The following is a 21,356-nucleotide window of genomic DNA, read 5'->3' as shown; positions in this document are numbered from 1 at the left end:
AAAAACAGCAAATAATAAGGAACCACTACAATGAATAGCCAACACACGGGTTATATTATCGGTGCGTACCCTTGCGCACCTTCGTTTCACTATAAAAATGAAAATGACGAAGCCAGCTTTTGGCGTCAACTGGCAGACAGCACAGATATTCGTGGTCTGGAACAGCCATGCCTTGAGGAATTACATCCCTTTGGCGATGACTGGCTGCTGAACCATATTCCTGGCGACTGGGAAATTGTGGTTACCGCTATTATGGGTACCATGCAACAGCGCGCCAGCCAGCCCGGATTTGGGCTGGCATCTGCCGATGAAACCCAGCGCCAGGCTTGCCTGAACTGGTATCGTCACCTGTATCAGAAGATTAACCGTATTAACGACAGCGCAGCAAAAAAACGGGTTATTGCCCTGGAAATCCACGCGGCGCCTCTGGCTACGGCTTCTGTTGAGCACTCCACCGCAGCCTTTAACGCCTCGCTGGATGAACTGACTCGCTGGGACTGGTCTTGTGACCTGGTGCTGGAACATTGTGATGCCATGAACGGCGTCCAACCCGGTAAAGGATTTTTACCACTGGAAAATGTGCTGGATACAGTACGCGGGCGCAATATTCGTGTTGCTCTGAACTGGGCGCGTTCCGTGATTGAGCGCCGTGATACTGAAGAGCCGTTACGCCACCTGCAACAAGTACTGAGCCAGCACAAACTGGCCGGGCTGATGTTTTCGGGCACCACTGAATCCGGCCCTTATGGCGAATGGGGAGACCTGCATGCGCCATTTGCGCCTTTCCCTGGCAGTGAAGCAGGTTGCCATGAAAGCCTGATGACCGTTGAGCAGGCGCGCAAATGGTTACACGCCGTGCCAGGCAACAGCCTGTCTTTTTTAGGTATCAAACTCTTAGAAATAAATGCCAGCGCGGATGTTTCACACCGTGTCGCGATATTACACGACGGGATCCGTGCTTTAAACCTGGCAAAAACATAATAACAACAGAATCCCTCATCGGCCTGAATAAAATCAGGCCGTAGCGTGTTATCTCACGACGACTAAGAGAATAATATTATGACTTCAACCCGTACCCTACAATCTCAACATATTCCCCGCCAGCGCTGGCTGAGAATTATTCCCCCCATATTAATCGCCTGTATTATTTCTTATATGGACCGGGTAAATATTGCCTTTGCCATGCCAGGCGGAATGGACAGTGAATTAGGTATTTCGGCCAGTATGGCAGGTCTTGCCGGTGGTATTTTCTTTATCGGTTATTTATTTCTGCAGGTGCCTGGTGGAAAAATAGCAGTGCATGGTAGCGGCAAGCGCTTTATTGGCTGGTCTCTGGTTGCCTGGGCTATTTTATCCATTCTTACCGGGTTGATTACCAATCAGTACCAGTTACTTGCCTTGCGGTTCCTGCTGGGGGTTGCTGAAGGCGGGATGCTGCCGGTAGTGCTGACGATGGTCAGTAACTGGTTCCCGGACGCAGAGCGCGGGCGTGCTAACGCTATCGTCATCATGTTCGTTCCTATTGCAGGCATCATTACCGCTCCGCTTTCAGGCTGGCTTATTACCGTTCTGGACTGGCGCTGGCTGTTCATTGTTGAAGGTTTGTTCTCTGTTGCCGTGCTTATTCTGTGGTCCCTCACCGTAAGTGACCGGCCTGAAGAAGCCCGCTGGATATCCGAGGCCGAAAAGCAGTGGTTAATCCGGACACTGAAAGAGGAACAGGCAGCAATTGCTGGCAAACAGGTGCGCAATGCCTCACTGAAACTGGTACTGGCAGACAAAACTATCTGGCAATTAATTGCCCTTAACTTCTTCTACCAGACCGGGATCTACGGTTACACACTGTGGTTACCCAGCATTCTCAAAGGCCTGACTCACAGTAGCATGGGTGAAGTAGGTTTACTGGCAGTTCTGCCTTTTGTTGCCGCCATGGCGGGTATGTTCCTGTTCTCCTCTTTGTCTGACCGCACAGGCAAACGCAAGTTATTCGTCTTCCTGCCGCTGCTTGGTTTTTCCCTGTGCATGTTTCTGTCTGTCACGTTGCAACAGCATGTCTGGCTGTCGTACCTGGCATTGATTGGTTGCGGTTTCTTCCTGCAATCCGCCGCGGGTGTGTTCTGGACCATTCCGGCCCGCCTGTTCAACGCCGAAATGGCCGGTGGTGCGCGTGGCGTAATTAATGCCCTGGGGAACCTCGGTGGCTTCTGTGGCCCTTATGCAGTTGGCGTGTTGATAACCCTCTACAGCAAAGATGCCGGGGTGTATTGCCTGGCCGCATCACTACTGCTGTCTGCCATTCTGGCGCTGATCCTGCCTGCCAGATGCGACAACGATGAAGTTCACCCGACACACCAGGGTGTGGCTAATAAATCCACTATTTGAGACACCTGCGCGCTTCGGCGCGCATAAACGAGTACCGATGATGAGAGAACACAGCGAGCCTTTATGGCTGGGTATTGATTGCGGTGGCACCTATCTGAAGGCCGGGTTATATGACCGCGCTGGCAAAGAGCACTATATCCAGCGTGGCGTACTGACCACCCTCAACCCACAACCTGGATACGCTGAGCGCGATATGCACGCGTTATGGGAGCAGTGCGCCAGTACCATTCGTCAGTTACTGACCCGGGCAGAGGTAAACGGCTCCCGAATTCAGGCGATTGGTATTTCTGCTCAGGGTAAAGGGCTGTTTCTGCTCGATAAACAGAATAAGCCTCTCGGCAATGCCATTCTCTCCTCAGACCGTCGGGCTATGGCGCAAGTACGCCAGTGGCAACAGGAAGGTATGCCTGAACGGCTCTATCCTGAAACTCGCCAGACGTTATGGACCGGCCACCCGGCATCATTACTGCGCTGGATCAAGGACCATGAGCCGCAACGCTACCAGAACATTGGCTGCGTGATGATGGGCCACGATTATCTGCGCTGGTGCCTGACAGGCGTAAAAAGCGCAGAAGAAACCAATATCTCCGAATCGAACCTGTACCACATGGCGCGGGGTGAATATGACCCCAAACTGGCGCAAATGCTGGGTATTGAAGAAATCATGCCCGCTCTACCGCCAATTGTTGGCCCAGCAGAAATATGCGGGGAAATCACCGCTCATGCCGCCTCCCTGACCGGTCTCGCTGCAGGTACGCCTGTAGTGGGGGGGCTGTTTGATGTGGTTTCCACCGCACTCTGTGCCGGATTACAGGATGAACACACACTCAATGCCGTTATGGGTACCTGGGCCGTTACCAGCGGTGTGACATCCGGGATTCATCCCCACGAAGCTCACCGTTATGTCTATGGCCGCTACGCCGACCCGGGACTCTATATTGTCCATGAAGCCAGCCCCACATCATCCGGCAATCTCGAATGGCTCACGAGCCAGTGGGGCTCACTCTCTTTTGACGAGATTAATAACGCAGTCGCCAGCCTGCCGAAGGCCGGTTCAGATGTCTACTTTCTGCCATTTCTGTATGGGAGCAATGCCGGGCTGGAAATGACTGCCGGGTTCTATGGGTTACAGGCGATTCACCAGCGGGCTCACCTGCTGCAGGCCGTCTATGAAGGTGTAGTTTTCAGCCATATGACTCACCTGAACCGTATGCAAACCCGTTTTACCGAAGCCCGCACCTTACGCATAACCGGTGGCCCGGCACATTCTGCCGTCTGGATGCAGATGTTTGCCGACATCAGCGGATTAACCGTGGAATTACCCCAGGTGGAAGAAACCGGCTGCCTTGGCGCCGCACTCGCCGCCCTGGTGGGTAGTGGCGTGTATCCCTCATTTCAGGTTGCCTGCCAGCACCTGAATCACCCTATTCACCGCCTGACCCCCGACCAGGATGCTCACGCGCGCTATCAACATAAATACCAGCATTACCAATATCTGATTGATGCCATACAGCAGTTTCACGCTCGCTGCGCCGCATCTCAACGTGCTAAGGAATCTATCGCATGAAACCCTTGTTACAACTGGCCCTGGACCACACCAGCCTGGCATCTGCACTCCAGGATGTGGAAAAGCTGCATCACCATGTGGACATTATTGAGGCTGGCACCATTTTATGCCTGTCTGAAGGGTTGCACGCAGTGCGCGAATTACGGGCTCGTTGCCCGGAAAAAATCGTGGTAGCCGACTGGAAAGTGGCCGATGCCGGAGAAACGCTGGCCCAACAGGCGATGACGGCGGGTGCCAACTGGATGACTGTGATTTGTGCCGCCCCCCTGGCAACAGTGGAAAAAGCATTATCCGTTGCCAAACAGCATCAGGGCGATATCCAGATTGAGCTATTTGGCAACTGGACTTTCGATGATGCCCGCGCCTGGTATAAAGCCGGCATTCGCCAGGCGATTTACCACCGGGGCCGGGATGCTCAGGCCAGCGGGCAAACCTGGAGCGAGGCGGATCTTAACCGCATGAAAGCCCTCTCGGATATTGGCCTGGAACTGTCTATTACCGGCGGCATCACCCCTGACGACCTGCACCTGTTCCGTGATATCGCGGTGCGCGCATTTATTGCCGGGCGTGCACTGGTTGATAACCCCAACCCGCCAGCCGTTGCCAGTGCCTTCCACCAACAAATTCAGGCCATCTGGGGGAGCAAATAATGCGCCAGCATCCACTCGGTATTTATGAAAAAGCCTTACCCAAAAACCTCACCTGGCCGGAAAGGTTAGTGCTGGCGAAAAGCTGTGGCTTTGATTTTGTCGAGATGTCAGTCGATGAAACCGATGAGCGCTTATCCCGCCTGGAGTGGTCTGCCAGCCAGCGAGCCTCCCTGGTGGAGTCCATGCTGGAAACCGGTGTATCTATACCGTCGATGTGCCTGTCCGCACACCGCCGTTTCCCTTTTGGCAGCAAAGATGAAGCCATTCGCCAACGCGCCAGAACCATTATGACCCAGGCTATCAGGCTGGCACGCGACCTGGGGATCCGCACCATCCAGTTAGCCGGGTATGACGTTTATTACGAAACTCCCGATGAAACCACGCTGCGTTATTTCACTGAAGGCATGGCCTGGGCTGTTGAGCAGGCAGCGGCGGCACAGGTGATGCTGGCTGTGGAAATCATGGACACCGAGTTCATGAACTCCATTACCAAATGGAAAAAGTGGGACGACTTACTTGCATCCCCCTGGTTCAGTGTTTACCCGGATGTCGGCAACCTCAGCGCCTGGGGGAATGACGTTGCCAGTGAACTCCGTCTGGGGATTAACCGCATTGCCGCCATTCACCTGAAAGACACGCTGGCTGTCACCGCAGACAGCCCGGGGCAATTTCGTGATGTGCCCTTTGGCCAGGGCTGTGTCGATTTTGTCGGCATCTTCAAAACCCTTGCAGAGCTGAATTATCGCGGCGCCTTTTTAATTGAGATGTGGACAGAGAAAGCCCAGGAGCCGGTGCTGGAAATTATTCAGGCTCGCCAGTGGATTGAACAACGTATGCAGGAAGGAGGATTTCCATGTTAGAGCAGTTAAAAAATGAAGTGCTGGCCGCCAACCTGGCGCTTCCTGAACACCAGCTGGTCACATTTACCTGGGGAAATGTCAGCGCTGTCTGCCGCGAGCAGGGCGTGGTGATTATCAAACCCTCAGGCGTAGAGTATGACGTGATGACAGCCGATGACATGGTGGTGGTTGATCTGGAAACCGGCGCAGTGGTGGAAGGGAAAAAGAAACCCTCTTCTGATACTGCCACCCACCTGGCGTTGTACCGCCGTTTTCCGGGCATTGGCGGCATTGTGCATACCCATTCCCGCCATGCGACAATCTGGTCACAGGCAGGCCTGGATTTACCCGCCTGGGGCACCACACAGGCAGACTATTTCTACGGCGCAGTACCCTGCACCCGGCTGATGCATGATGCTGAAATCGAACAGGATTACGAACTGCAAACCGGCAATGTGATTATCGAAACGTTTGAACAGCGCGACCTTGATCCCCTGCAGGTTCCGGCTGTGCTGGTGCATTCCCATGGCCCATTCGCCTGGGGAAAAGATGCCGCAGATGCCGTTCATAATGCAGTGGTACTGGAAGAGTGCGCATATATGGGGTTGTTCTCGCGCCAGCTCGCCCCACAATTACCGGATATGCAGCAAACCCTGCTGGATAAACACTATTTACGCAAACACGGGAAAAATGCCTACTACGGGCAATAATCGCCACCAGGTAAATAACATTGCCGGCACCAGCCAGTCTTCTGAAATTTAAAGCAAAAAGGGAAAAAATTTTCCCTTTTTCTCTACCTCTTGCGATCATAAACGCGGTAAACACCACGCAAAAAACCATCACCATGCCTGATGATACAACGCGCGAATCTCATTCAGAGTGGCTGCCCGCGGATTTCCTCCGGTGCACACATCGTCCAATGCGGCCTGAGCCAGGTGGTCAATGTCTTCTTTTTTCACACCAACATCGCGCAGGTGTTCCGGGATCCCCACATCATGGTTCAGCGATAAAACAGCCTGTATCGCCTTCTTGCGCACCTCTGCCAGCGTGCAACCCTCCACCGTTTCACCCATCGCTCTGGCGATATCACGGTATTTCTCACCGGTGTAATCCGCGTTGTATTGCATGATATGAGGCAACAGAATGGCATTAGCGACACCATGTGGAGTGTTATAAAACGCCCCTAAAGGGTGCGCCATACCATGTACCAGCCCCAGCCCAACATTGGAAAACCCCATCCCTGCCACATACTGGCCTAACGCCATCGCTTCGCCAGCAGCCGGATCACCTGCCACTGAACCACGTAAAGCACCGGCAATCATTTCAATGGCTTTAATATGCAGGGCATCCGTTAATGCCCAGGCACCTTTAGTGATATAGCCTTCTATAGCATGGGTCAGCGCATCCACACCCGTTGATGCTTTTAATGCCGCAGGCATGCCGTCCATTAAATCGGCGTCCACCAGCGCGACGGCGGGAATATCATGCGGGTCCACACAGACAAATTTCCGCTGGCGTTCGCGGTCGGTAATCACATAATTGATGGTCACTTCCGCCGCGGTTCCCGCTGTGGTGGGAATGGCAATCACTGGCACGCTGGGGCGCTGAGTGGGAGACAACCCTTCCAGGCTGCGCACATCCTGGTGTTCAGGATTATTGATAATAATACCGATTGCTTTCGCCGTATCCTGCGGTGAACCACCGCCAATGGCTATCAGGTAATCAGCACCGCTACGAATAAAGGCATCAACACCGGCCTGCACCACCTCGATAGTCGGGTTTGGCACAACGTCGGCGTAGAGTGTCCAGGGTAAATGAGCCTGGTCCAGTTGCCCGGTGACTTTGCCTACAACGCCACACTGGATAAGCGGGTTATCTGTCACTATCAATGCCCGGGTGAAGCCCCGGCGTTTTATTTCTCCCGCCAGCGAGGCGACAGCCCCACGACCAAACCAGGCGGTTTCATTCAGAATCATTCGGTTTGCCATGACATAGTCCCCCCTATAAGCGGTACGCTACTCTTCTATTCTCAGGCCGTAGGTTTTGAATTTTTCCAGCACAATGGCAATTTCTTCATCGCTAAGAATGGGAACAGGATCCTGAATCGCCAGCGTGGTCAGGTATAACTGCGCCAGTACCTCCACTTCGTGGGCCAGCCACAGCGCTTTTTCCAAATTCACCTCACAGGCAATTAAACCGTGATGCTGAAGCAGACAGGCTTTGCGGTTCTTCAGTGCCACACACACAAACTCGGACAATGCTTTGGTGCCAAAAGTCGCGTAGGGCGCGCAGGGAATGGTATTTCCGCCTGCGGCGGCAATCATGTAATGAATAGCAGGAATCGGCCGGTTCAGAATGGAGACGGCGGTGCAATACACCGCATGGTTATGCACCACTGCGTTAACATCAGGCCGCGTATGGTAGGCCGACAAGTGGAAGCGCCATTCACTGGAGGGTAATTTCCCCTCTTCGTGATGCCCCTGCTCATCAATGAAGACAATCTGGTCTGTGGTTAGCTTCTCATACGGAATGCCGGTCGGGGTTATCAACATACCGTTCTGAAAGCGAACACTGACATTACCTGCGGTTCCCTGGTTGAGACCGAGGCGCGTCATTTCCAGACAGGTATCAATAATCTGCCTGGACAACACTGTTCTTTCCATTATCTACCTCTCTTAATTTTCTGATGCTGAGAAATAACGCATCCCACGTTTTACTCGCGACTTTTTGAAAAACCTGCCTGTATCTTCAGATTCATTATTTTTTTATAAAATGTCTCAAGTTTATTTTGTGACCGCCATCAAGCCTTATCATCAATAAACAAAGTTTCCTGAGAAAAACACAAATAAAAAATGTTGGTTTTAATTATTTTTTATTCAAACGGTCATTTATGAGAGGAAATGACCGTTTGAATAAAAAGATCAAAAATCGGTCATCGCGCATTTTTATATGGAAATTAAAAACAGAAGAAAGATCGGCATTAATAGTGATACAACTCACACAATATAATGGAAAAGACCTTATTTGTGACCAGCTTCATATTCAGCCAGTTTTTTTATTCGAGAATGGTCTCCAGAGTTCAGCCGCCACATGAAGACAGACACACCCTGTTAGGGGCGAGCCGGGCTTACTCTTGCGCTTTCTGGCAGGCCACCAGACAGCGCTCGCCTTGGTTGTTGAACATATCAGAACTAACGAGGACGCTATGGGCAATATTTCTCTGCAATCTCAAAGCTACCGGGTAGCCGCCGGAGAAAAGAGTAAAAGTTACATCATTCCGTTTGCGTTGTTATGCTCATTATTTTTTCTCTGGGCAGTGGCAAATAATCTTAATGATATTCTTTTACCACAATTTCAGCAGGCATTTACCCTCAATAATTTCCAGGCAGGGTTGATTCAGTCTTCATTTTATTTTGGCTACTTTGTCATTCCCATTCCTGCCGGGATATTGATGAAAAAGCTCAGTTATAAAGCAGGCATTATTACAGGTTTATTTCTGTATGCCATTGGTGCTGCTTTATTCTGGCCTGCAGCAGAAGCGATGAACTATACACTGTTTCTGCTTGGGTTATTTATTATTGCCGCCGGGCTGGGTTGTCTGGAAACTGCTGCTAATCCGTTTGTAACTGTATTAGGGCCAGAAGAAGGCGGGCATTTTCGCCTTAATCTCGCCCAAACGTTTAACTCTTTCGGTGCCATTATTGCCGTCGTGTTTGGCCAGAGTTTAATTCTGTCGCATGTGCCTCACCAGCCACAATCAGTACTGGACGGGATGTCCACAGAACAACTGGCGACCTATAAACACAGCCTGGTATTGGCAGTTCAGACACCGTACATGATTATTGTCGCTATTGTTTTGCTGGTCGCCCTGTTCATTATGCTGACCCGTTTCCCGGCCATTCAAAGTGAACAGCAAGACAGCGAGAGCGCTTCTCAGAGCTCATTCCTGTCATCGTTACGGCGCCTGGTGCATATCCGCCACTGGCGGTGGGCAGTGCTGGCACAGTTCTGTTATGTCGGTGCACAAACAGCCTGCTGGAGTTACCTGATTCGCTACGCCATTGAAGAAATCCCCGGTATGACACCTGGTTTTGCCGCCAATTACCTGACCGGCACTATGGTGTGCTTTTTCATTGGGCGTTTCTCTGGCACCTGGTTAATTCGCCGCTTCGCACCCGGAAAAGTGCTGGCAACCTATGCCTTCATTTCCATGGCACTGTGCCTGATTTCCGCCTTTACCGGTGGGCATGTTGGGTTACTGGCACTCACACTGTGCAGCGCCTTTATGTCCATTCAGTACCCCACCATTTTCTCACTGGGTATCCGCCAGTTGGGTTCCGACACCAAATATGGTTCCTCTTTCATTGTAATGACCATTATTGGCGGCGGCATCGTGACACCCATTATGGGCTTCGTGAGTGATGCGGCAGGGAATATCCCCAGTGCAGAGTTGGTTCCGGCTCTTTGCTTCGCTGTGATCTTTATTTTCGCCCGTTTCCGTTCCGGGGAACAAACAAACTAATACGCTGTATTCCTGATTACGTTAAGGAGTTTTCAATGAAAAAGAATAACTTACCTAAGATTGGTATCCGCCCGGTGATTGATGGCCGCCGTATGGGTGTGCGTGAATCACTGGAAGAACAAACAATGAATATGGCGAAGTCTACCGCCGCGCTGTTAAGTGAGCATTTACGCCACGCCAGCGGTGCGAATGTGGAGTGTGTTATTGCCGACACCTGCATTGCCGGTATGGCGGAAGCCGCAGCCTGCGAAGAAAAATTCAGCCAGCTCAATGTTGGGCTGACTATTACCGTAACACCTTGCTGGTGCTATGGCAGTGAAACCATCGACATGGACCCCACCCGGCCCAAAGCCATTTGGGGTTTTAACGGAACCGAGCGTCCTGGTGCCGTTTATTTAGCTGCCGCGCTCGCCGCACACAGTCAAAAAGGGATCCCGGCATTTTCTATTTATGGCCATGACGTACAGGATGCAGATGACACCACAATCCCGGCAGATGTGGAGGCTAAACTCCTGCGTTTTGCCCGGGCAGGCCTGGCGGTGGCAACGCTGAAAGGTAAGAGCTACCTCTCTTTGGGCGGTGTGTCGATGGGTATTGCCGGTTCAATTGTCGACCATAACTTCTTCGAATCCTGGCTTGGTATGAAAGTACAGGCTGTGGATATGACTGAACTGCGCCGTCGCATTGACCAGAAAATTTATGATGAAGATGAACTGGAAATGGCGCTGGCATGGGCAGATAAAAACTTCCGCTATGGCGAAGATAAAAACGCCAAACAGTACCAGCGCAATGCAGAACAACACCATGCGGTACTTAAAGAAGGTTTGCTGATGGCAATGTGCATCCGCGACATGATGCACGGCAACCCTAAACTGGCTGAAAAAGGCCGGGTTGAGGAATCTTTAGGTTATAACGCGATTGCCGCAGGCTTCCAGGGGCAGCGCCACTGGACAGATCAATACACTAACGGCGATACCGCAGAATCCTTGCTGAACAGTTCGTTTGACTGGAACGGTGTTCGCGAGCCTTGTGTTATTGCCACAGAAAACGACAGCCTCAATGGTGTGGCAATGTTGCTTGGCCACCAGCTGACCGGCACAGCGCAAATCTTTGCTGATGTGCGCACTTACTGGTCACCAGAAGCGGTGCAACGGGTAACCGGCCAGGCGCTCACCGGCCATGCAGCCAGTGGGATTATTCACCTGATTAACTCAGGCTCTGCCGCTCTGGATGGCACTGGTAAACAACAAGACAGCGCAGGTAAACCCACCATTAAACCTCACTGGGAAATCAGCCAGCAGGAAGCTGATGCCTGCCTTGCCGCCACACAGTGGTGCCCTGCCATCCATGAGTATTTCCGTGGCGGTGGCTTCTCTTCCTGCTTCCTGACTGAAGGCGGCATTCCGTTCACCATGACCCGCGTCAATATCATTAAAGGCCTGGGCCCGGTGCTGCAAATTGCCGAAGGCTGGAGTGTCGAACTCCCTGAGGCAGTTCACGATGCCCTGAACAAACGCACAGATTCCAGTTGGCCAACCACCTGGTTTGCTCCACGCCTGACCGGCAATGGCCCCTTCACAGATGTTTACTCGGTAATGGCGAACTGGGGCGCGAACCATGGCGTGCTCACCATCGGCCATGTTGGCGCAGACTTTATCACCCTGGCGTCCATGCTGCGCATTCCTGTGTGCATGCACAACGTTGAACCAGAAAGTATTTATCGCCCGTCCAGCTGGTCTGCACACGGTATGGATAGTGAAGGCCAGGATTACCGCGCCTGCCAGAACTATGGGCCGCTGTATAAACGTTAATTGTATACACGTGAACCTGCCCGCCCTGCCGCCCCTGCGGCAGGGCCAGGCACTTGTCTGGAGTGAGTATGAAACAAGACATCATTCTGGTGCTGGATTGCGGTGCAACCAATATCCGGGCGATTGCCGTTAATAAGCAAGGCCACATTGTTGGCCGGGCGACGACGGAAAACACCAGCATTCCTTCCCCGGAAAACCCAACCTGGCACTTATGGTCTCTGGACGCCATCCTTGCAAATTTTGCCCTGTGCTGCCAACAACTTGGCACCACGCTGGCAAATTGCACCCTTCGGGCTGTCACAGTGACAACCTTTGGCGTGGATGGCGCACTGGTCGATAAACAGGGCAATATGCTGTATCCCATTATTAGCTGGAAATGCCCGCGCACAGCCAGCATGGTTGCTCACACCGACCAGTTAATGCCGCTGGTGCGCCGCCAGGCAATCAGTGGTGTGGGGGAATTTGGCTTTAATACCATTCATAAACTGGTGTGGCTTAAAGAGAATCACCCGGAGAAACTGGAACAGGCCCATGCCTGGCTGTTTATTTCTTCACTGATTAACCACCGGCTAACCGGGAAGCTGACAACCGATATGACCATGGCGGGTACCAGCCAGTTGCTGGATATCCGCACCCGGACGTTCAGCCGTGACATTCTTCAGGCGATTGGCGTGAAAGAAAACCTGTTTCCGCCACTGGTTGATGCCGGAGCCCTGGTGGGCACACTGCTGCCCGAAGCCGCTACACAACTTGGCTTACCGGCGCATATACCCGTCATTTCTGCCGGGCATGATACGCAGTTCGCGCTATTCGGCGCGGGGGCTGCGCAGGATGAACCGGTGCTCTCTTCCGGCACCTGGGAAATCCTGATGGCACGCACACCACACCTTGATACCGCCCGGCTCACCCGCCACAGTGGCACAACCTGTGAATCAGACAGTATTCCCGGTTTGTTCAATCCCGGCATGCAGTGGCTGGCATCGGGTACGCTGGAATGGATCCGCAAATTATTTTGGCAGGCAGATACACCGTGGTCACAGATAGTCGATGAAGCGCGCAGAATCGCCCCCGGCTGTGATGGCGTACAGATGATGTGTGATTTGCTGGCAGGCGGGCAGGCCGGATGGCAGGGTGTTTCACTCAATACAACTCGCGGGCATTTTTACCGGGCGGCACTGGAATCCCTGAGCCTGTCCCTGAAAAACAATCTACAGATACTCGAACGTATTGGTGGCTTCCACACCCAGGAATTGTTGATGGTAGGCGGCGGTAGCAGGAATACGCTGTGGAACCAGATCAAAGCCGATACGCTGGGCATTCCGGTCAAAGTGCTCGACGAAGCAGAAACCACCGTTTGCGGCGCAGCCATGTTTGCCTGGTATGGCGCAGGTGAATTCAGCAGCGCCGGGCAGGCCAGAGCACAAGTCACTTTCCATTACCGCTACTTTTACCCGGAAACCCCGCAGGCTATGGCCTCTGGCAGTGTGGCATCTGCCACCGTGCAGTAACCCCACAAGGAGAACACAATGTTAAAAACAATATCACCACTGATTTCCCCCGAACTGCTGAAGGTCCTTGCTGAAATGGGGCACGGGGATGAAATTATCTTTTCAGATGCCCACTTTCCGGCTCACAGCATTGGCCCACAGGTGATCCGCGCAGACGGGTTAATGGTCAGTGATTTACTGCGTGCCATTATTCCGTTATTCGAGCTGGACAGCTACGCACCGCCGTTAATTATGATGGCTGCCGTAGAAGGCGATACGCTGGACCCGGAAGTAGAAGTTCGTTACCGCAAGGCGTTATCAGCACAACTTCCCTGCCCGGAGATAATTCGTATTGAACGTTTTGCTTTTTATGAACGGGCGAAAAACGCTTTTGCCATTGTTATCACAGGAGAATGCGCCAAATATGGCAATATCTTGTTAAAAAAAGGGGTAACCCCTCTGTAGAGCCGTGCTTCCTGAACAGACCGGAGACCAACATGAAACCAGCGCGCCACCAGGCTATTGTGGAATTACTGATGCAGTACCAAAGTTTGACGACCGGCGCGCTCGCCAGCAAATTGCATGTCAGCCAGGAAACCATTCGGCGCGATCTAGGCGAACTCCAGGCTCAGGGGAAAATACAACGCAGCCATGGGCGCGCCCGCTCCATTCGCCGGGAAAACCATGACAGCGGGGACCCTTTTCATATCCGGTTGAAAAGTCATTATGCCCATAAAGCGGATATTGCCCGTGAAGCCATGGAATGGATAGATGCAGGCATGGTTATCGCACTGGATGCCAGCTCAACCTGTTGGTACCTGGCTCGCCAGTTACCCGATATTGAACTCACCGTATTTACCAACAGCCACCCTATTTGCCACGAACTGGGAAAACACGAACAAATCAACCTGATTATCTCCGGGGGGCAACTACAGCGAAAATACGGCTGTTACTTAAATAATGGCCTGATACATCAGTTAAAATCACTGGAGATCGATTTGTTTATTTTTTCCTGTGAAGGCGTGGACCAACAGGGGCAACTCTGGGATTCCAATATCTATAATGCGGAGTTTAAATCTGTTCTGCTTAAACGCGCCGGGCAGTCTTTATTATTGGTAGATAAAAGCAAATTCAACCGCTCCAGCGAAGTCAAAATCGGTATGCTGGATGATGTCACACATATTATTTCAGATGTCGATACACAAAGCCTGGTTGCCCCCATTTAGCACACCCACCACCACAAGCTAGTGAGAACCCACCAGGAATAAGCAATATTCCAGGCAGAAAAACGGCATAAGCAGGTTAATTTCGCTACACTTACCCCCTGAAAACTGACTGCCAGGTGGCGGTCTTGTAGCCACAAACAGGGAACACGCTATGTTGATACCTCACTCACTGGCGCGCTGGGCGCTGCCTGCATTATTACCTTTCACCTTTTCACTGGCTTATGCCGCCGCACCCGATACCACTGCTGGTGAGCTGGTGAATAAAGTCGCACTGCCTGCCGACCACGGCTTACAGGAAGCCGCCGAGCAATACCTGATAACCTACCACTCAGTCAGTGGCGTGGACGGGAAAACCCCGCGCGAAGACACCGCCGCACTGTTTATTCCCCATGGCAAAATGCCGGACGGTGGCTGGCCGGTAGTGGTCTGGACACACGGAACCGTGGGTGTGGGCCGGGATTGTGCGCCATCACTGAACCCGCGTACTGCCAGAGACAGCCAGTACCTGAATACCTGGTTATCGCTGGGGTTTGCAGTTGTTGCACCCGATTATGCCGGGCTGGGCTCTTCCGGGTTACACCATTACCTGAACGCCCGGGCAGAAGCCTGGAGTGTGCTGGACAGCGTGCGGGCGGCACTGAAAAACTTTCCGCTGGCTAACAAACTGGTGCTGGTTGGGCAGTCTCAGGGGGCGCATGCGGCCTTTTCCACCGCGGGCTGGCAGCCTGACTACGCGCCAGAACTGCATGTACGCGCCACCGTGTTAACCGGCACACCTTTTTTTGATGACACACTTTCTGCCGATAAACTCTTCACCGGTGAATCAACCGGGGATGGCGGTGATCCGAAGATTCCATATGCGTTTTATATTTACCTTTCCGCCGCCGATCACAACCCGGCGCTAAAACCGGAAAATGATTTTCAGCAAAAAGCCCTGCCGTTACTCAATGAGGCCAGTAAGCTGTGCATCACACCACTCACCCAGGCTGTTATGGCTGAAAAACTCAATGCGGCCAACAGCCTGAAACCCGCGATTCAGTCGGTTCTAGTTGAGCAAACACCCACACTGCGTTACCCAACCCTGCATATTAACCACCCGGTATTTATTGGCATTGGCGGCAATGACATCAATGTACCCACCGCCATGCAGCAGCACTTTGCCAGTGCGGTGAAAGCCGCCGGAACAGATGTTGAAATCCGTGAATACCCGGGGCTGGACCACAGTGGAACGGTTAACCCGTCCTTACGTGACTCCGTACCTTTTGTGATTCACGCGCTATCTGCCAAACAATAATTGTGCTCACCTCCCCGGCCAGCAAGGCCGGGGCTGGCGACAAAAAAATTTCACTTTTTTGGGGTTGAAAAAAACACCAGCCACCCTATATTTCATTGCGGAGGGGGCACAGCTCCCACCACAAAACATGAACTGCTTTTTGAATATTGACTATGTTCAGGAGGTTAATCATGGCACGTAATGCTTTGTCTTTATTCCCATTGTTTTCAGATTCACTGTTCCCTGACCGCTTCAACCGAATTGACCGGTTGTTCAGCCAGCTGACTGGCGATGCACCACTTAGTGGCGCACCTTCCTACGATATCAAACGTACTGGCGATAACCGCTACGACTTAATTCTGAGTGTACCAGGCTGGAAAGAACACGAACTGCAAATTGAAACCACCGGTGGGCAGCTCACTATTTCCGGTAAGCATGAAGAAGAAAAAGGCGCTAGCGAAGAGAGCTGGATTCACCGCGGAATCAGCCGCGCCAGCTTCCGTTCCAGCTTCAGCCTGCCAGACAGTGTCACCGTCACCGGCGCTGCGCTGAACGAAGGGTTACTCACTATCAGCCTGCTACAGGAAATTCCGGAAGAAGAGAAACCACAGCGGATTGCGATCACAAACAGCAACAGTAAAGCACTTGAACACCAGGTGTAAGCGTCGCATAACAGTAAGGCCGCGCCTGGTTTCGGCCAGGCGCTCTGATAACACGAAGTATCCTTAACATCTTTATACAACGTAAGGAGAATGCATGAAGACGAATCGTCAGGCACGTCAGTTATTAGGGCAGGATCATTGGTTGTCGAACCACCGCAAACTGGTCATTCACGATAATGCTGCCACCATTGTAAAACATGGCTCCGGGCGGCACCGCCATCTCAACCAAAGTGAATAAGTGAATTGATGCGTCCGGGGGTGTCCTTGTGACGAACAGCCCCGGACGCATTTTTTTTATCGCGTCTCAACAGGCACGCTTACATTAATGCCACTGTTTTTCTTTTAGTACACTTCCCCAGATAAAAGCCACACCGACGGATGAGAACCCACTCTTCCCGGCTGCTTTATCATTCCCGGTAAGTCAGAACCTGCTCACCTTTACGCCACTGGCGTGGGCTTACCCCAAACCAGCGACGGAACGCGCGGGAAAACGCGCTCACTTCTGAATACCCCAGTAGCAATGCCATCTCCGACACCGGTAACTGGTTCTGTTGTAAATAGTGCGTCGCCATTTCACAGCGAACTTTATCCACCAGCGTGGTAAAACTCACGCCCTGCTCACGTAACCGGCGTTGCAGTGAACCACAAGACAGGCCCATTTTTTCCGCGACATCGTCAAGTGCCGGTTCACCCATAGCCAGTTGCAGGTGCACTTGCGTGCGCGTCTGGTCAACGATGCCCTGGTTGGGCACCCGGCTGTTCAGGCGGCGAATAGCATCCTGCATCACCAGCAATAGCATTGGGTCGCTGTCTGGCATGGCCCGGGAAAGCTCACGTTTAGGGATAATCAGCGAGTTAAAAGGCTGCTCAAAATACACTGGCGCATCGAACAGTTTACAGTGTTCGTGCCACTGTTCCGGGCGCGGGTGCTCAAAATGCACTTCCCGTGGTGCCCAGTGTGGGCCCATAGCATGGCGAATCAGGTTCATAAACATGCCTAACGTCAGCTCGGCATCCTGCCGACGGGCAAGAATTGCGCCATGGCGCACCTGGTAATCCAGCCGCCAGCAATCGCCTTTATCTACCATGCGCACTAAGGTGTCGTGCTGGTGATACGGAAACGCGTTTGCCACGTTATGCAGCGCCTGTTCCAGCGTGCCGGAACACAAACCGATATAGCCAATCAGGCCTAATGACTGCGGTTTAAACTGCCGTCCGTAGTGTAAACCGAAATTATCAAAACCTGAGTTATGCGCAGCTTCTTCCATTACCCGGCAATAATTAACCAACCCGAGGCTGAGTGTTGGGCTGGCAAGCAATTCGGGGTCGACGCCACTGATACCAAACACCCGGTCTGCATCACCACCGTACTGGCTAATAAAATCACCCAGACCGGAGGCGGCGGCAGACAGAACCCCCATATTTCCCCCTGCTGCGCTGTTAAGCGAGCCGGAGAGCGCCGAATGCAGCGAAGGCGTTGTCATCATTGCTTCACCTTTACCTGTTAATGAATGGGATAAGTGAGAGCAATATTCGTACCACTTATGGGGTTAAACAGAATCAATCAGTTAGCAGCCAGAACACCCTGCTGGTGCGCTCCCGGGAGCCTGGCTGCCCACTCGTAGTGCACCCGGTCATCACGGTGCATCACAAGGGCCACTGCAGCAAACGTTATGCCCCAACAGGCAACAGAGACTCTTCTTCCATAAAACGGTGGCACAAACGCACTGTATGCCCAACCCATTCATTTCCCAGGCTTTGGGCCATCTCCGTTTGTGCGTGAGAAGCCACCCAGGCAGTAAGCTGTATACGGCGCTGCATCAATAATGCGGGAACCACCGCTATGTCTGCGTCAGAAAGATGCGCCACTTGCTCATAACCCGCCAGCCAGTTCTCCACCCAGGCTTCAGCCCGCGGGTGGTGCTCCACAAAACTGATAGCGGCAGCCAGGTCATGGAGATACCAGCCCATACCGCAATCATCAAAGTCAATCACCCGGGTTTCACCCTGCCAGAGCAATAAATTGGTGAGACGCAGATCGGCATGGATCAGCCCAAATCGCGCCTGATCCTGGCCATATTCATTGAGTTGATGGCGAATACGCGCCAGAGCTGCATCCACCACGTCATGGTTGTGGTGGGTAAGCCCTTGTGCATCACGCCAGTCGCCCCAGTGCCCTTCTGCGCTAACCATTGACGGGTGGTCCCACAAAATACGCCGAAAACCTTCCGGTTTGCGCCACTGCCTGCTGTGCTGGTGCAACCGTGCGGTAATTTCCCCCAACTGGCGAAAAGCCCTGGGATCCACGCCGGTGTCTGGCATGTCACCGTCAATCCAGTGAAACAAAACAGCATGGCGCACCTGCCCGCCTGCCAGCGGCAATGTTTGTACCCGCACACCTTCACAGTCAACCAGCGCCTCTGGCACCGGAATACCGGCTTCGCGCAGGGCATCCAGCCACAATAGCTCGCTTTCGATATCCACTTTTTCATGGTAATCGCCACGGTGCAGGCGCAGGGCATAGCGTTTCCCCCCGGCAGTCACTACAAAGGTGGCGTTTTCAGAACGGCATAACAGGCGGATTTCGCCCTGCAATGGTGCCGGGTAACGGCGCAGTGCCTGCTGCGCCAGTAGTGTCAGAGTTGTGTTGTCCAGGGTGTCATACTGTTTTGCACTCATGAATATTGTCCGTCTGGTTCAGGGTGCATTCAGCATGAAGTTATTTCCCCTTGTCGCGCTTGACACTACAGCCGCAAAAATTGACCCAGACCACTATTCACGCCGCTTTTCTCCGTCAACTTGACATCAGCGCGCAAGAATCGACGCGCTGATGTCAAGTTTTCCCCACCGCACTGGCGGCATTATCAGAGAGCAAACGCACCAACATTCGCAAAATAAGACGTTCACAAAATAACGCGTTCACACAACGACGATAACTGACGGGGATACAAATATGACGACAAAACTTAAGCCCACACTGGGCGCCCTGCACTTGTGGGGTATTGCCGTGGGTCTGGTCATATCCGGAGAGTATTTTGGCTGGAGCTATGGTTGGGGAGTGGCAGGCACACTGGGGTTTTTGATTACCACATTGTTTATTGCTGCAATGTACACCTGTTTTATTTTCAGCTTTACCGAGCTGACCACCGCCATTCCGCAGGCCGGTGGCCCGTTTGCCTACAGCCGTAAAGCCTTTGGCGATACTGGCGGCCTGATTGCAGGTATGGCAACCCTGATTGAGTTTGTCTTTGCACCACCTGCTATTGCCATGGCGATAGGTGCTTACCTGAATGTGCAGTTCCCCGGGTTGGACCCGAAATATGCGGCGGTAGGCGCGTATATCGTCTTTATGGGGCTGAATATTCTGGGCGTAAAACTGGCTGCCATGTTCGAACTGGTGGTCACCATTCTGGCGGTTATCGAACTGCTGGTGTTTATGGGCGTGGTTTCCCCCGGCTTTACCATGAGCAATTTTGTTGCCCATGGCTGGGCAGGCAGCGATGGTTTCTCACTGAGTTCTGTTTCCGGTATGTTTGCCGCCATTCCTTTCGCTATCTGGTTCTTCCTGGCGATTGAAGGGGCTGCCATGGCCGCAGAAGAAGCGAAAGACCCGAAACGCACCATTCCACGCGCCTATATCACCGGTATTCTTACTCTGGTGGTACTGGCAATTGGTGTGATGTTGCTGGCAGGTGGCGCAGGCGACTGGCGTAAACTGTCCGACATTAACGACCCGCTGCCACAGGCAATGAAAATGATTGTTGGCGAGCACTCCAGCTGGATGCATATGCTGGTGTGGATTGGCCTGTTCGGCCTGATTGCCAGTTTCCACGGGATTATTCTTGGCTATTCTCGCCAGTTCTTTGCGCTGGCCCGTGCCGGTTACCTGCCTCACGGCCTTGCAAAACTTTCCCGCTTCCAGACACCACACCGTGCAATTCTGGCCGGTGGTGTGATTGGTATCATCGCGATTTTCTGTGATGGCGTGAACCTGCAGGGCATGAGCCTGACCGCCGCCATGATAACCATGGCCGTGTTCGGTGCCATTGTGATGTATATCATGAGCATGCTGAGCCTGTTCCGCCTGCGCCGCAGCGCACCGGAGCTGGAGCGCAGTTACCGTGCGCCGGGTTACCCGGTTATTCCGGCAATTGCGCTGGTTTGTTCCGTGATTTGCCTGGTGGCGATGTTGTGGTTTAACCCGGAAATTGGTGGGTTGTTTATTGCCTTTATGGTTGCGGGTTATCTCTATTTTCTGTCGACGAAGTCGCGCCGGGATGATGTGGCGAATGCGGAGATGGTGTTAGAGAGTGAGTAGTGTTTTTTGCCCGTGGGGCGGGGTTTGTTCACTTACAGTGATGCCAGCTGTTTCCGTTCACTTCCAGTGGTGTGGTTAATGTGGCTACACAGCCTGTGAACGGGCTAAGGGGGCTCGCCCCCTTTGCAATCCCCGTTTTCGCGGGCGACCGGTGCAGTGTAGTACGCTCACCGGGTGTGGTTGTTTCTGTTCACTTTACATAGTGTCATGTGTAGTTGTTTCCGTTCACTTCCAGTGATGTGGTTAATGTGATTTCACAGCCTGTGAACGGGCTAAGGGGGCTCGCCCCCTTTGCAATCCCCGTTTTCGCTGGCGACCGGTGCTGCGCACTGCGTTCACCTCCGGGCAGTCAGCCTGCGGCCGGCTCGACTCGGCATCCATGCCTCGGTTCGCCTTATTCCGCCGTCCGGGCGGAATAACCTTGTCTTCCTTTCTCCGGTTCACCGGTCTTACGCGAGCAGGCCTCGCTGCAAGTAGCGGGTTGTTTGTGTTGTGCTGAGTGGCTGTAAGTCCTGTGCCCGGTATATCTTTTTGATGTTTTTTGCTGTGAGCATACAGGCGGGTGTGGGGTGTGGCCTCTAAATCGTTGAGGCGTGCCTGGCGGGCCGGGGCTGCCTGC

19 protein-coding genes are annotated in these 21,356 nt (G+C 52.9%); 15 read left to right on the top strand and 4 right to left on the bottom strand.

What is annotated here, in order from left to right:
• Positions 1 to 30: 30 nt before the first annotated feature.
• The 6 genes from DT73_RS24780 to araD all read left to right on the top strand — a co-directional run bounded on the left by DT73_RS24780 (position 31) and on the right by araD (position 6,148).
• Entirely contained in the window at positions 31 to 981 is a 951-nt protein-coding gene (locus tag DT73_RS24780; protein ID WP_036116647.1) for a DUF4862 family protein, read from the top strand.
• A 78-nt stretch (positions 982 to 1,059) separates the two neighbouring features.
• Positions 1,060 to 2,382 carry an MFS transporter gene (locus DT73_RS24775; RefSeq protein WP_036116646.1) on the top strand — a complete coding sequence of 441 codons (1,323 nt, stop codon included), beginning with the start codon at positions 1,060 to 1,062 and terminating at the stop codon, positions 2,380 to 2,382.
• A gap of 40 nt (positions 2,383 to 2,422) precedes the next feature.
• Positions 2,423 to 3,949, top strand: coding sequence for an FGGY-family carbohydrate kinase (locus DT73_RS24770; RefSeq protein WP_051691543.1), 1,527 nt, complete (start codon positions 2,423 to 2,425; stop codon positions 3,947 to 3,949).
• Positions 3,946 to 4,599, top strand: coding sequence for a 3-keto-L-gulonate-6-phosphate decarboxylase UlaD (gene ulaD / locus DT73_RS24765; protein WP_036116643.1), 654 nt, complete (start codon positions 3,946 to 3,948; stop codon positions 4,597 to 4,599). The genes DT73_RS24770 and ulaD overlap by 4 nt, the downstream gene beginning before the upstream one ends.
• Positions 4,599 to 5,459 carry an L-ribulose-5-phosphate 3-epimerase gene (locus tag DT73_RS24760; RefSeq protein WP_036116642.1) on the top strand — a complete coding sequence of 287 codons (861 nt, stop codon included), beginning with the start codon at positions 4,599 to 4,601 and terminating at the stop codon, positions 5,457 to 5,459. The genes ulaD and DT73_RS24760 overlap by 1 nt, the downstream gene beginning before the upstream one ends.
• Positions 5,453 to 6,148: an L-ribulose-5-phosphate 4-epimerase gene (gene araD, locus DT73_RS24755; protein ID WP_036116640.1), complete on the top strand. Its 696-nt coding sequence runs from the start codon at positions 5,453 to 5,455 to the stop codon at positions 6,146 to 6,148. The genes DT73_RS24760 and araD overlap by 7 nt, the downstream gene beginning before the upstream one ends.
• 129 nt (positions 6,149 to 6,277) lie before the next feature.
• Here araD and fucO read toward each other — a convergent pair whose 3' ends face one another.
• Complete coding sequence (gene fucO, locus DT73_RS24750; protein ID WP_036116637.1) at positions 6,278 to 7,426, bottom strand: lactaldehyde reductase; 1,149 nt, start codon at positions 7,424 to 7,426, stop codon at positions 6,278 to 6,280.
• Positions 7,427 to 7,453: 27 nt separating this feature from the next.
• Positions 7,454 to 8,101 (bottom strand): L-fuculose-phosphate aldolase, encoded by a 648-nt coding sequence (gene fucA / locus DT73_RS24745; protein ID WP_036116635.1) that lies wholly within the window; start codon positions 8,099 to 8,101, stop codon positions 7,454 to 7,456.
• Between the two features lie 542 nt (positions 8,102 to 8,643).
• Here fucA and fucP point away from each other — a divergent pair.
• From fucP to sra, 8 genes are all read left to right on the top strand, one after another.
• The gene (gene fucP, locus DT73_RS24740; RefSeq protein ID WP_036116728.1) at positions 8,644 to 9,960 is read left to right on the top strand and encodes an L-fucose:H+ symporter permease; all 1,317 of its coding nucleotides are present in this window, start codon (positions 8,644 to 8,646) and stop codon (positions 9,958 to 9,960) included.
• 35 nt (positions 9,961 to 9,995) lie between these two features.
• Complete coding sequence (fucI, locus tag DT73_RS24735) at positions 9,996 to 11,771, top strand: L-fucose isomerase (protein WP_036116634.1); 1,776 nt, start codon at positions 9,996 to 9,998, stop codon at positions 11,769 to 11,771.
• 68 nt (positions 11,772 to 11,839) lie between these two features.
• Positions 11,840 to 13,279 carry an L-fuculokinase gene (gene fucK / locus DT73_RS24730; protein WP_051691538.1) on the top strand — a complete coding sequence of 480 codons (1,440 nt, stop codon included), beginning with the start codon at positions 11,840 to 11,842 and terminating at the stop codon, positions 13,277 to 13,279.
• Between the two features lie 18 nt (positions 13,280 to 13,297).
• The gene (fucU, locus tag DT73_RS24725; protein WP_036116632.1) at positions 13,298 to 13,723 is read left to right on the top strand and encodes an L-fucose mutarotase; all 426 of its coding nucleotides are present in this window, start codon (positions 13,298 to 13,300) and stop codon (positions 13,721 to 13,723) included.
• A 32-nt stretch (positions 13,724 to 13,755) separates the two neighbouring features.
• Positions 13,756 to 14,484: an L-fucose operon activator gene (gene fucR / locus DT73_RS24720; protein ID WP_036116630.1), complete on the top strand. Its 729-nt coding sequence runs from the start codon at positions 13,756 to 13,758 to the stop codon at positions 14,482 to 14,484.
• A 157-nt stretch (positions 14,485 to 14,641) separates the two neighbouring features.
• Complete coding sequence (locus DT73_RS24715) at positions 14,642 to 15,778, top strand: alpha/beta fold hydrolase (RefSeq protein WP_036116724.1); 1,137 nt, start codon at positions 14,642 to 14,644, stop codon at positions 15,776 to 15,778.
• A 170-nt stretch (positions 15,779 to 15,948) separates the two neighbouring features.
• Positions 15,949 to 16,419, top strand: coding sequence for an Hsp20 family protein (locus DT73_RS24710; protein WP_036116627.1), 471 nt, complete (start codon positions 15,949 to 15,951; stop codon positions 16,417 to 16,419).
• A gap of 94 nt (positions 16,420 to 16,513) precedes the next feature.
• A complete protein-coding gene (gene sra, locus DT73_RS25760) occupies positions 16,514 to 16,657 on the top strand; it encodes a stationary-phase-induced ribosome-associated protein (protein WP_072007014.1) in 144 nt (47 codons plus the stop codon).
• A gap of 169 nt (positions 16,658 to 16,826) precedes the next feature.
• Here sra and DT73_RS24705 read toward each other — a convergent pair whose 3' ends face one another.
• Together DT73_RS24705 and DT73_RS24700 are read right to left on the bottom strand one after the other, a co-directional pair.
• Positions 16,827 to 17,903, bottom strand: a complete 1,077-nt coding sequence (locus tag DT73_RS24705; protein WP_200874813.1) for an AraC family transcriptional regulator — start codon at positions 17,901 to 17,903, stop codon at positions 16,827 to 16,829.
• Between the two features lie 187 nt (positions 17,904 to 18,090).
• On the bottom strand, positions 18,091 to 19,098 hold the full coding sequence (locus DT73_RS24700) for a phosphotransferase enzyme family protein (RefSeq protein WP_036116623.1): 1,008 nt from the start codon (positions 19,096 to 19,098) through the stop codon (positions 18,091 to 18,093).
• 274 nt (positions 19,099 to 19,372) lie between these two features.
• On the opposite strand from DT73_RS24700, the gene eat reads away from it, so the two are divergent.
• Complete coding sequence (gene eat / locus DT73_RS24695; protein WP_036116622.1) at positions 19,373 to 20,737, top strand: ethanolamine permease; 1,365 nt, start codon at positions 19,373 to 19,375, stop codon at positions 20,735 to 20,737.
• The last annotated feature ends 619 nt before the right edge of the window (positions 20,738 to 21,356 follow it).

The organism is Mangrovibacter sp. MFB070 (assembly GCF_000705335.1).
Classification (GTDB): Bacteria; Pseudomonadota; Gammaproteobacteria; order Enterobacterales; family Enterobacteriaceae; genus Mangrovibacter; species Mangrovibacter plantisponsor.
This window is presented reverse-complemented; position numbering and strand designations above follow the sequence as displayed.

Bases quoted from the DNA above. Each gene is read 5' to 3' on its own strand.
- DT73_RS24780 (WP_036116647.1), top strand. From the start codon at position 31: ATGAATAGCCAACACACGGGTTATATTATCGGTGCGTACCCTTGCGCA.
- DT73_RS24775 (WP_036116646.1), top strand. From the start codon at position 1,060: ATGACTTCAACCCGTACCCTACAATCTCAACATATTCCCCGCCAGCGC.
- DT73_RS24770 (WP_051691543.1), top strand. From the start codon at position 2,423: ATGAGAGAACACAGCGAGCCTTTATGGCTGGGTATTGATTGCGGTGGC.
- ulaD (WP_036116643.1), top strand. From the start codon at position 3,946: ATGAAACCCTTGTTACAACTGGCCCTGGACCACACCAGCCTGGCATCT.
- DT73_RS24760 (WP_036116642.1), top strand. From the start codon at position 4,599: ATGCGCCAGCATCCACTCGGTATTTATGAAAAAGCCTTACCCAAAAAC.
- araD (WP_036116640.1), top strand. From the start codon at position 5,453: ATGTTAGAGCAGTTAAAAAATGAAGTGCTGGCCGCCAACCTGGCGCTT.
- fucO (WP_036116637.1), bottom strand. From the start codon at position 7,426: ATGGCAAACCGAATGATTCTGAATGAAACCGCCTGGTTTGGTCGTGGG.
- fucA (WP_036116635.1), bottom strand. From the start codon at position 8,101: ATGGAAAGAACAGTGTTGTCCAGGCAGATTATTGATACCTGTCTGGAA.
- fucP (WP_036116728.1), top strand. From the start codon at position 8,644: ATGGGCAATATTTCTCTGCAATCTCAAAGCTACCGGGTAGCCGCCGGA.
- fucI (WP_036116634.1), top strand. From the start codon at position 9,996: ATGAAAAAGAATAACTTACCTAAGATTGGTATCCGCCCGGTGATTGAT.
- fucK (WP_051691538.1), top strand. From the start codon at position 11,840: ATGAAACAAGACATCATTCTGGTGCTGGATTGCGGTGCAACCAATATC.
- fucU (WP_036116632.1), top strand. From the start codon at position 13,298: ATGTTAAAAACAATATCACCACTGATTTCCCCCGAACTGCTGAAGGTC.
- fucR (WP_036116630.1), top strand. From the start codon at position 13,756: ATGAAACCAGCGCGCCACCAGGCTATTGTGGAATTACTGATGCAGTAC.
- DT73_RS24710 (WP_036116627.1), top strand. From the start codon at position 15,949: ATGGCACGTAATGCTTTGTCTTTATTCCCATTGTTTTCAGATTCACTG.
- sra (WP_072007014.1), top strand. From the start codon at position 16,514: ATGAAGACGAATCGTCAGGCACGTCAGTTATTAGGGCAGGATCATTGG.
- DT73_RS24705 (WP_200874813.1), bottom strand. From the start codon at position 17,903: ATGACAACGCCTTCGCTGCATTCGGCGCTCTCCGGCTCGCTTAACAGC.
- DT73_RS24700 (WP_036116623.1), bottom strand. From the start codon at position 19,098: ATGAGTGCAAAACAGTATGACACCCTGGACAACACAACTCTGACACTA.
- eat (WP_036116622.1), top strand. From the start codon at position 19,373: ATGACGACAAAACTTAAGCCCACACTGGGCGCCCTGCACTTGTGGGGT.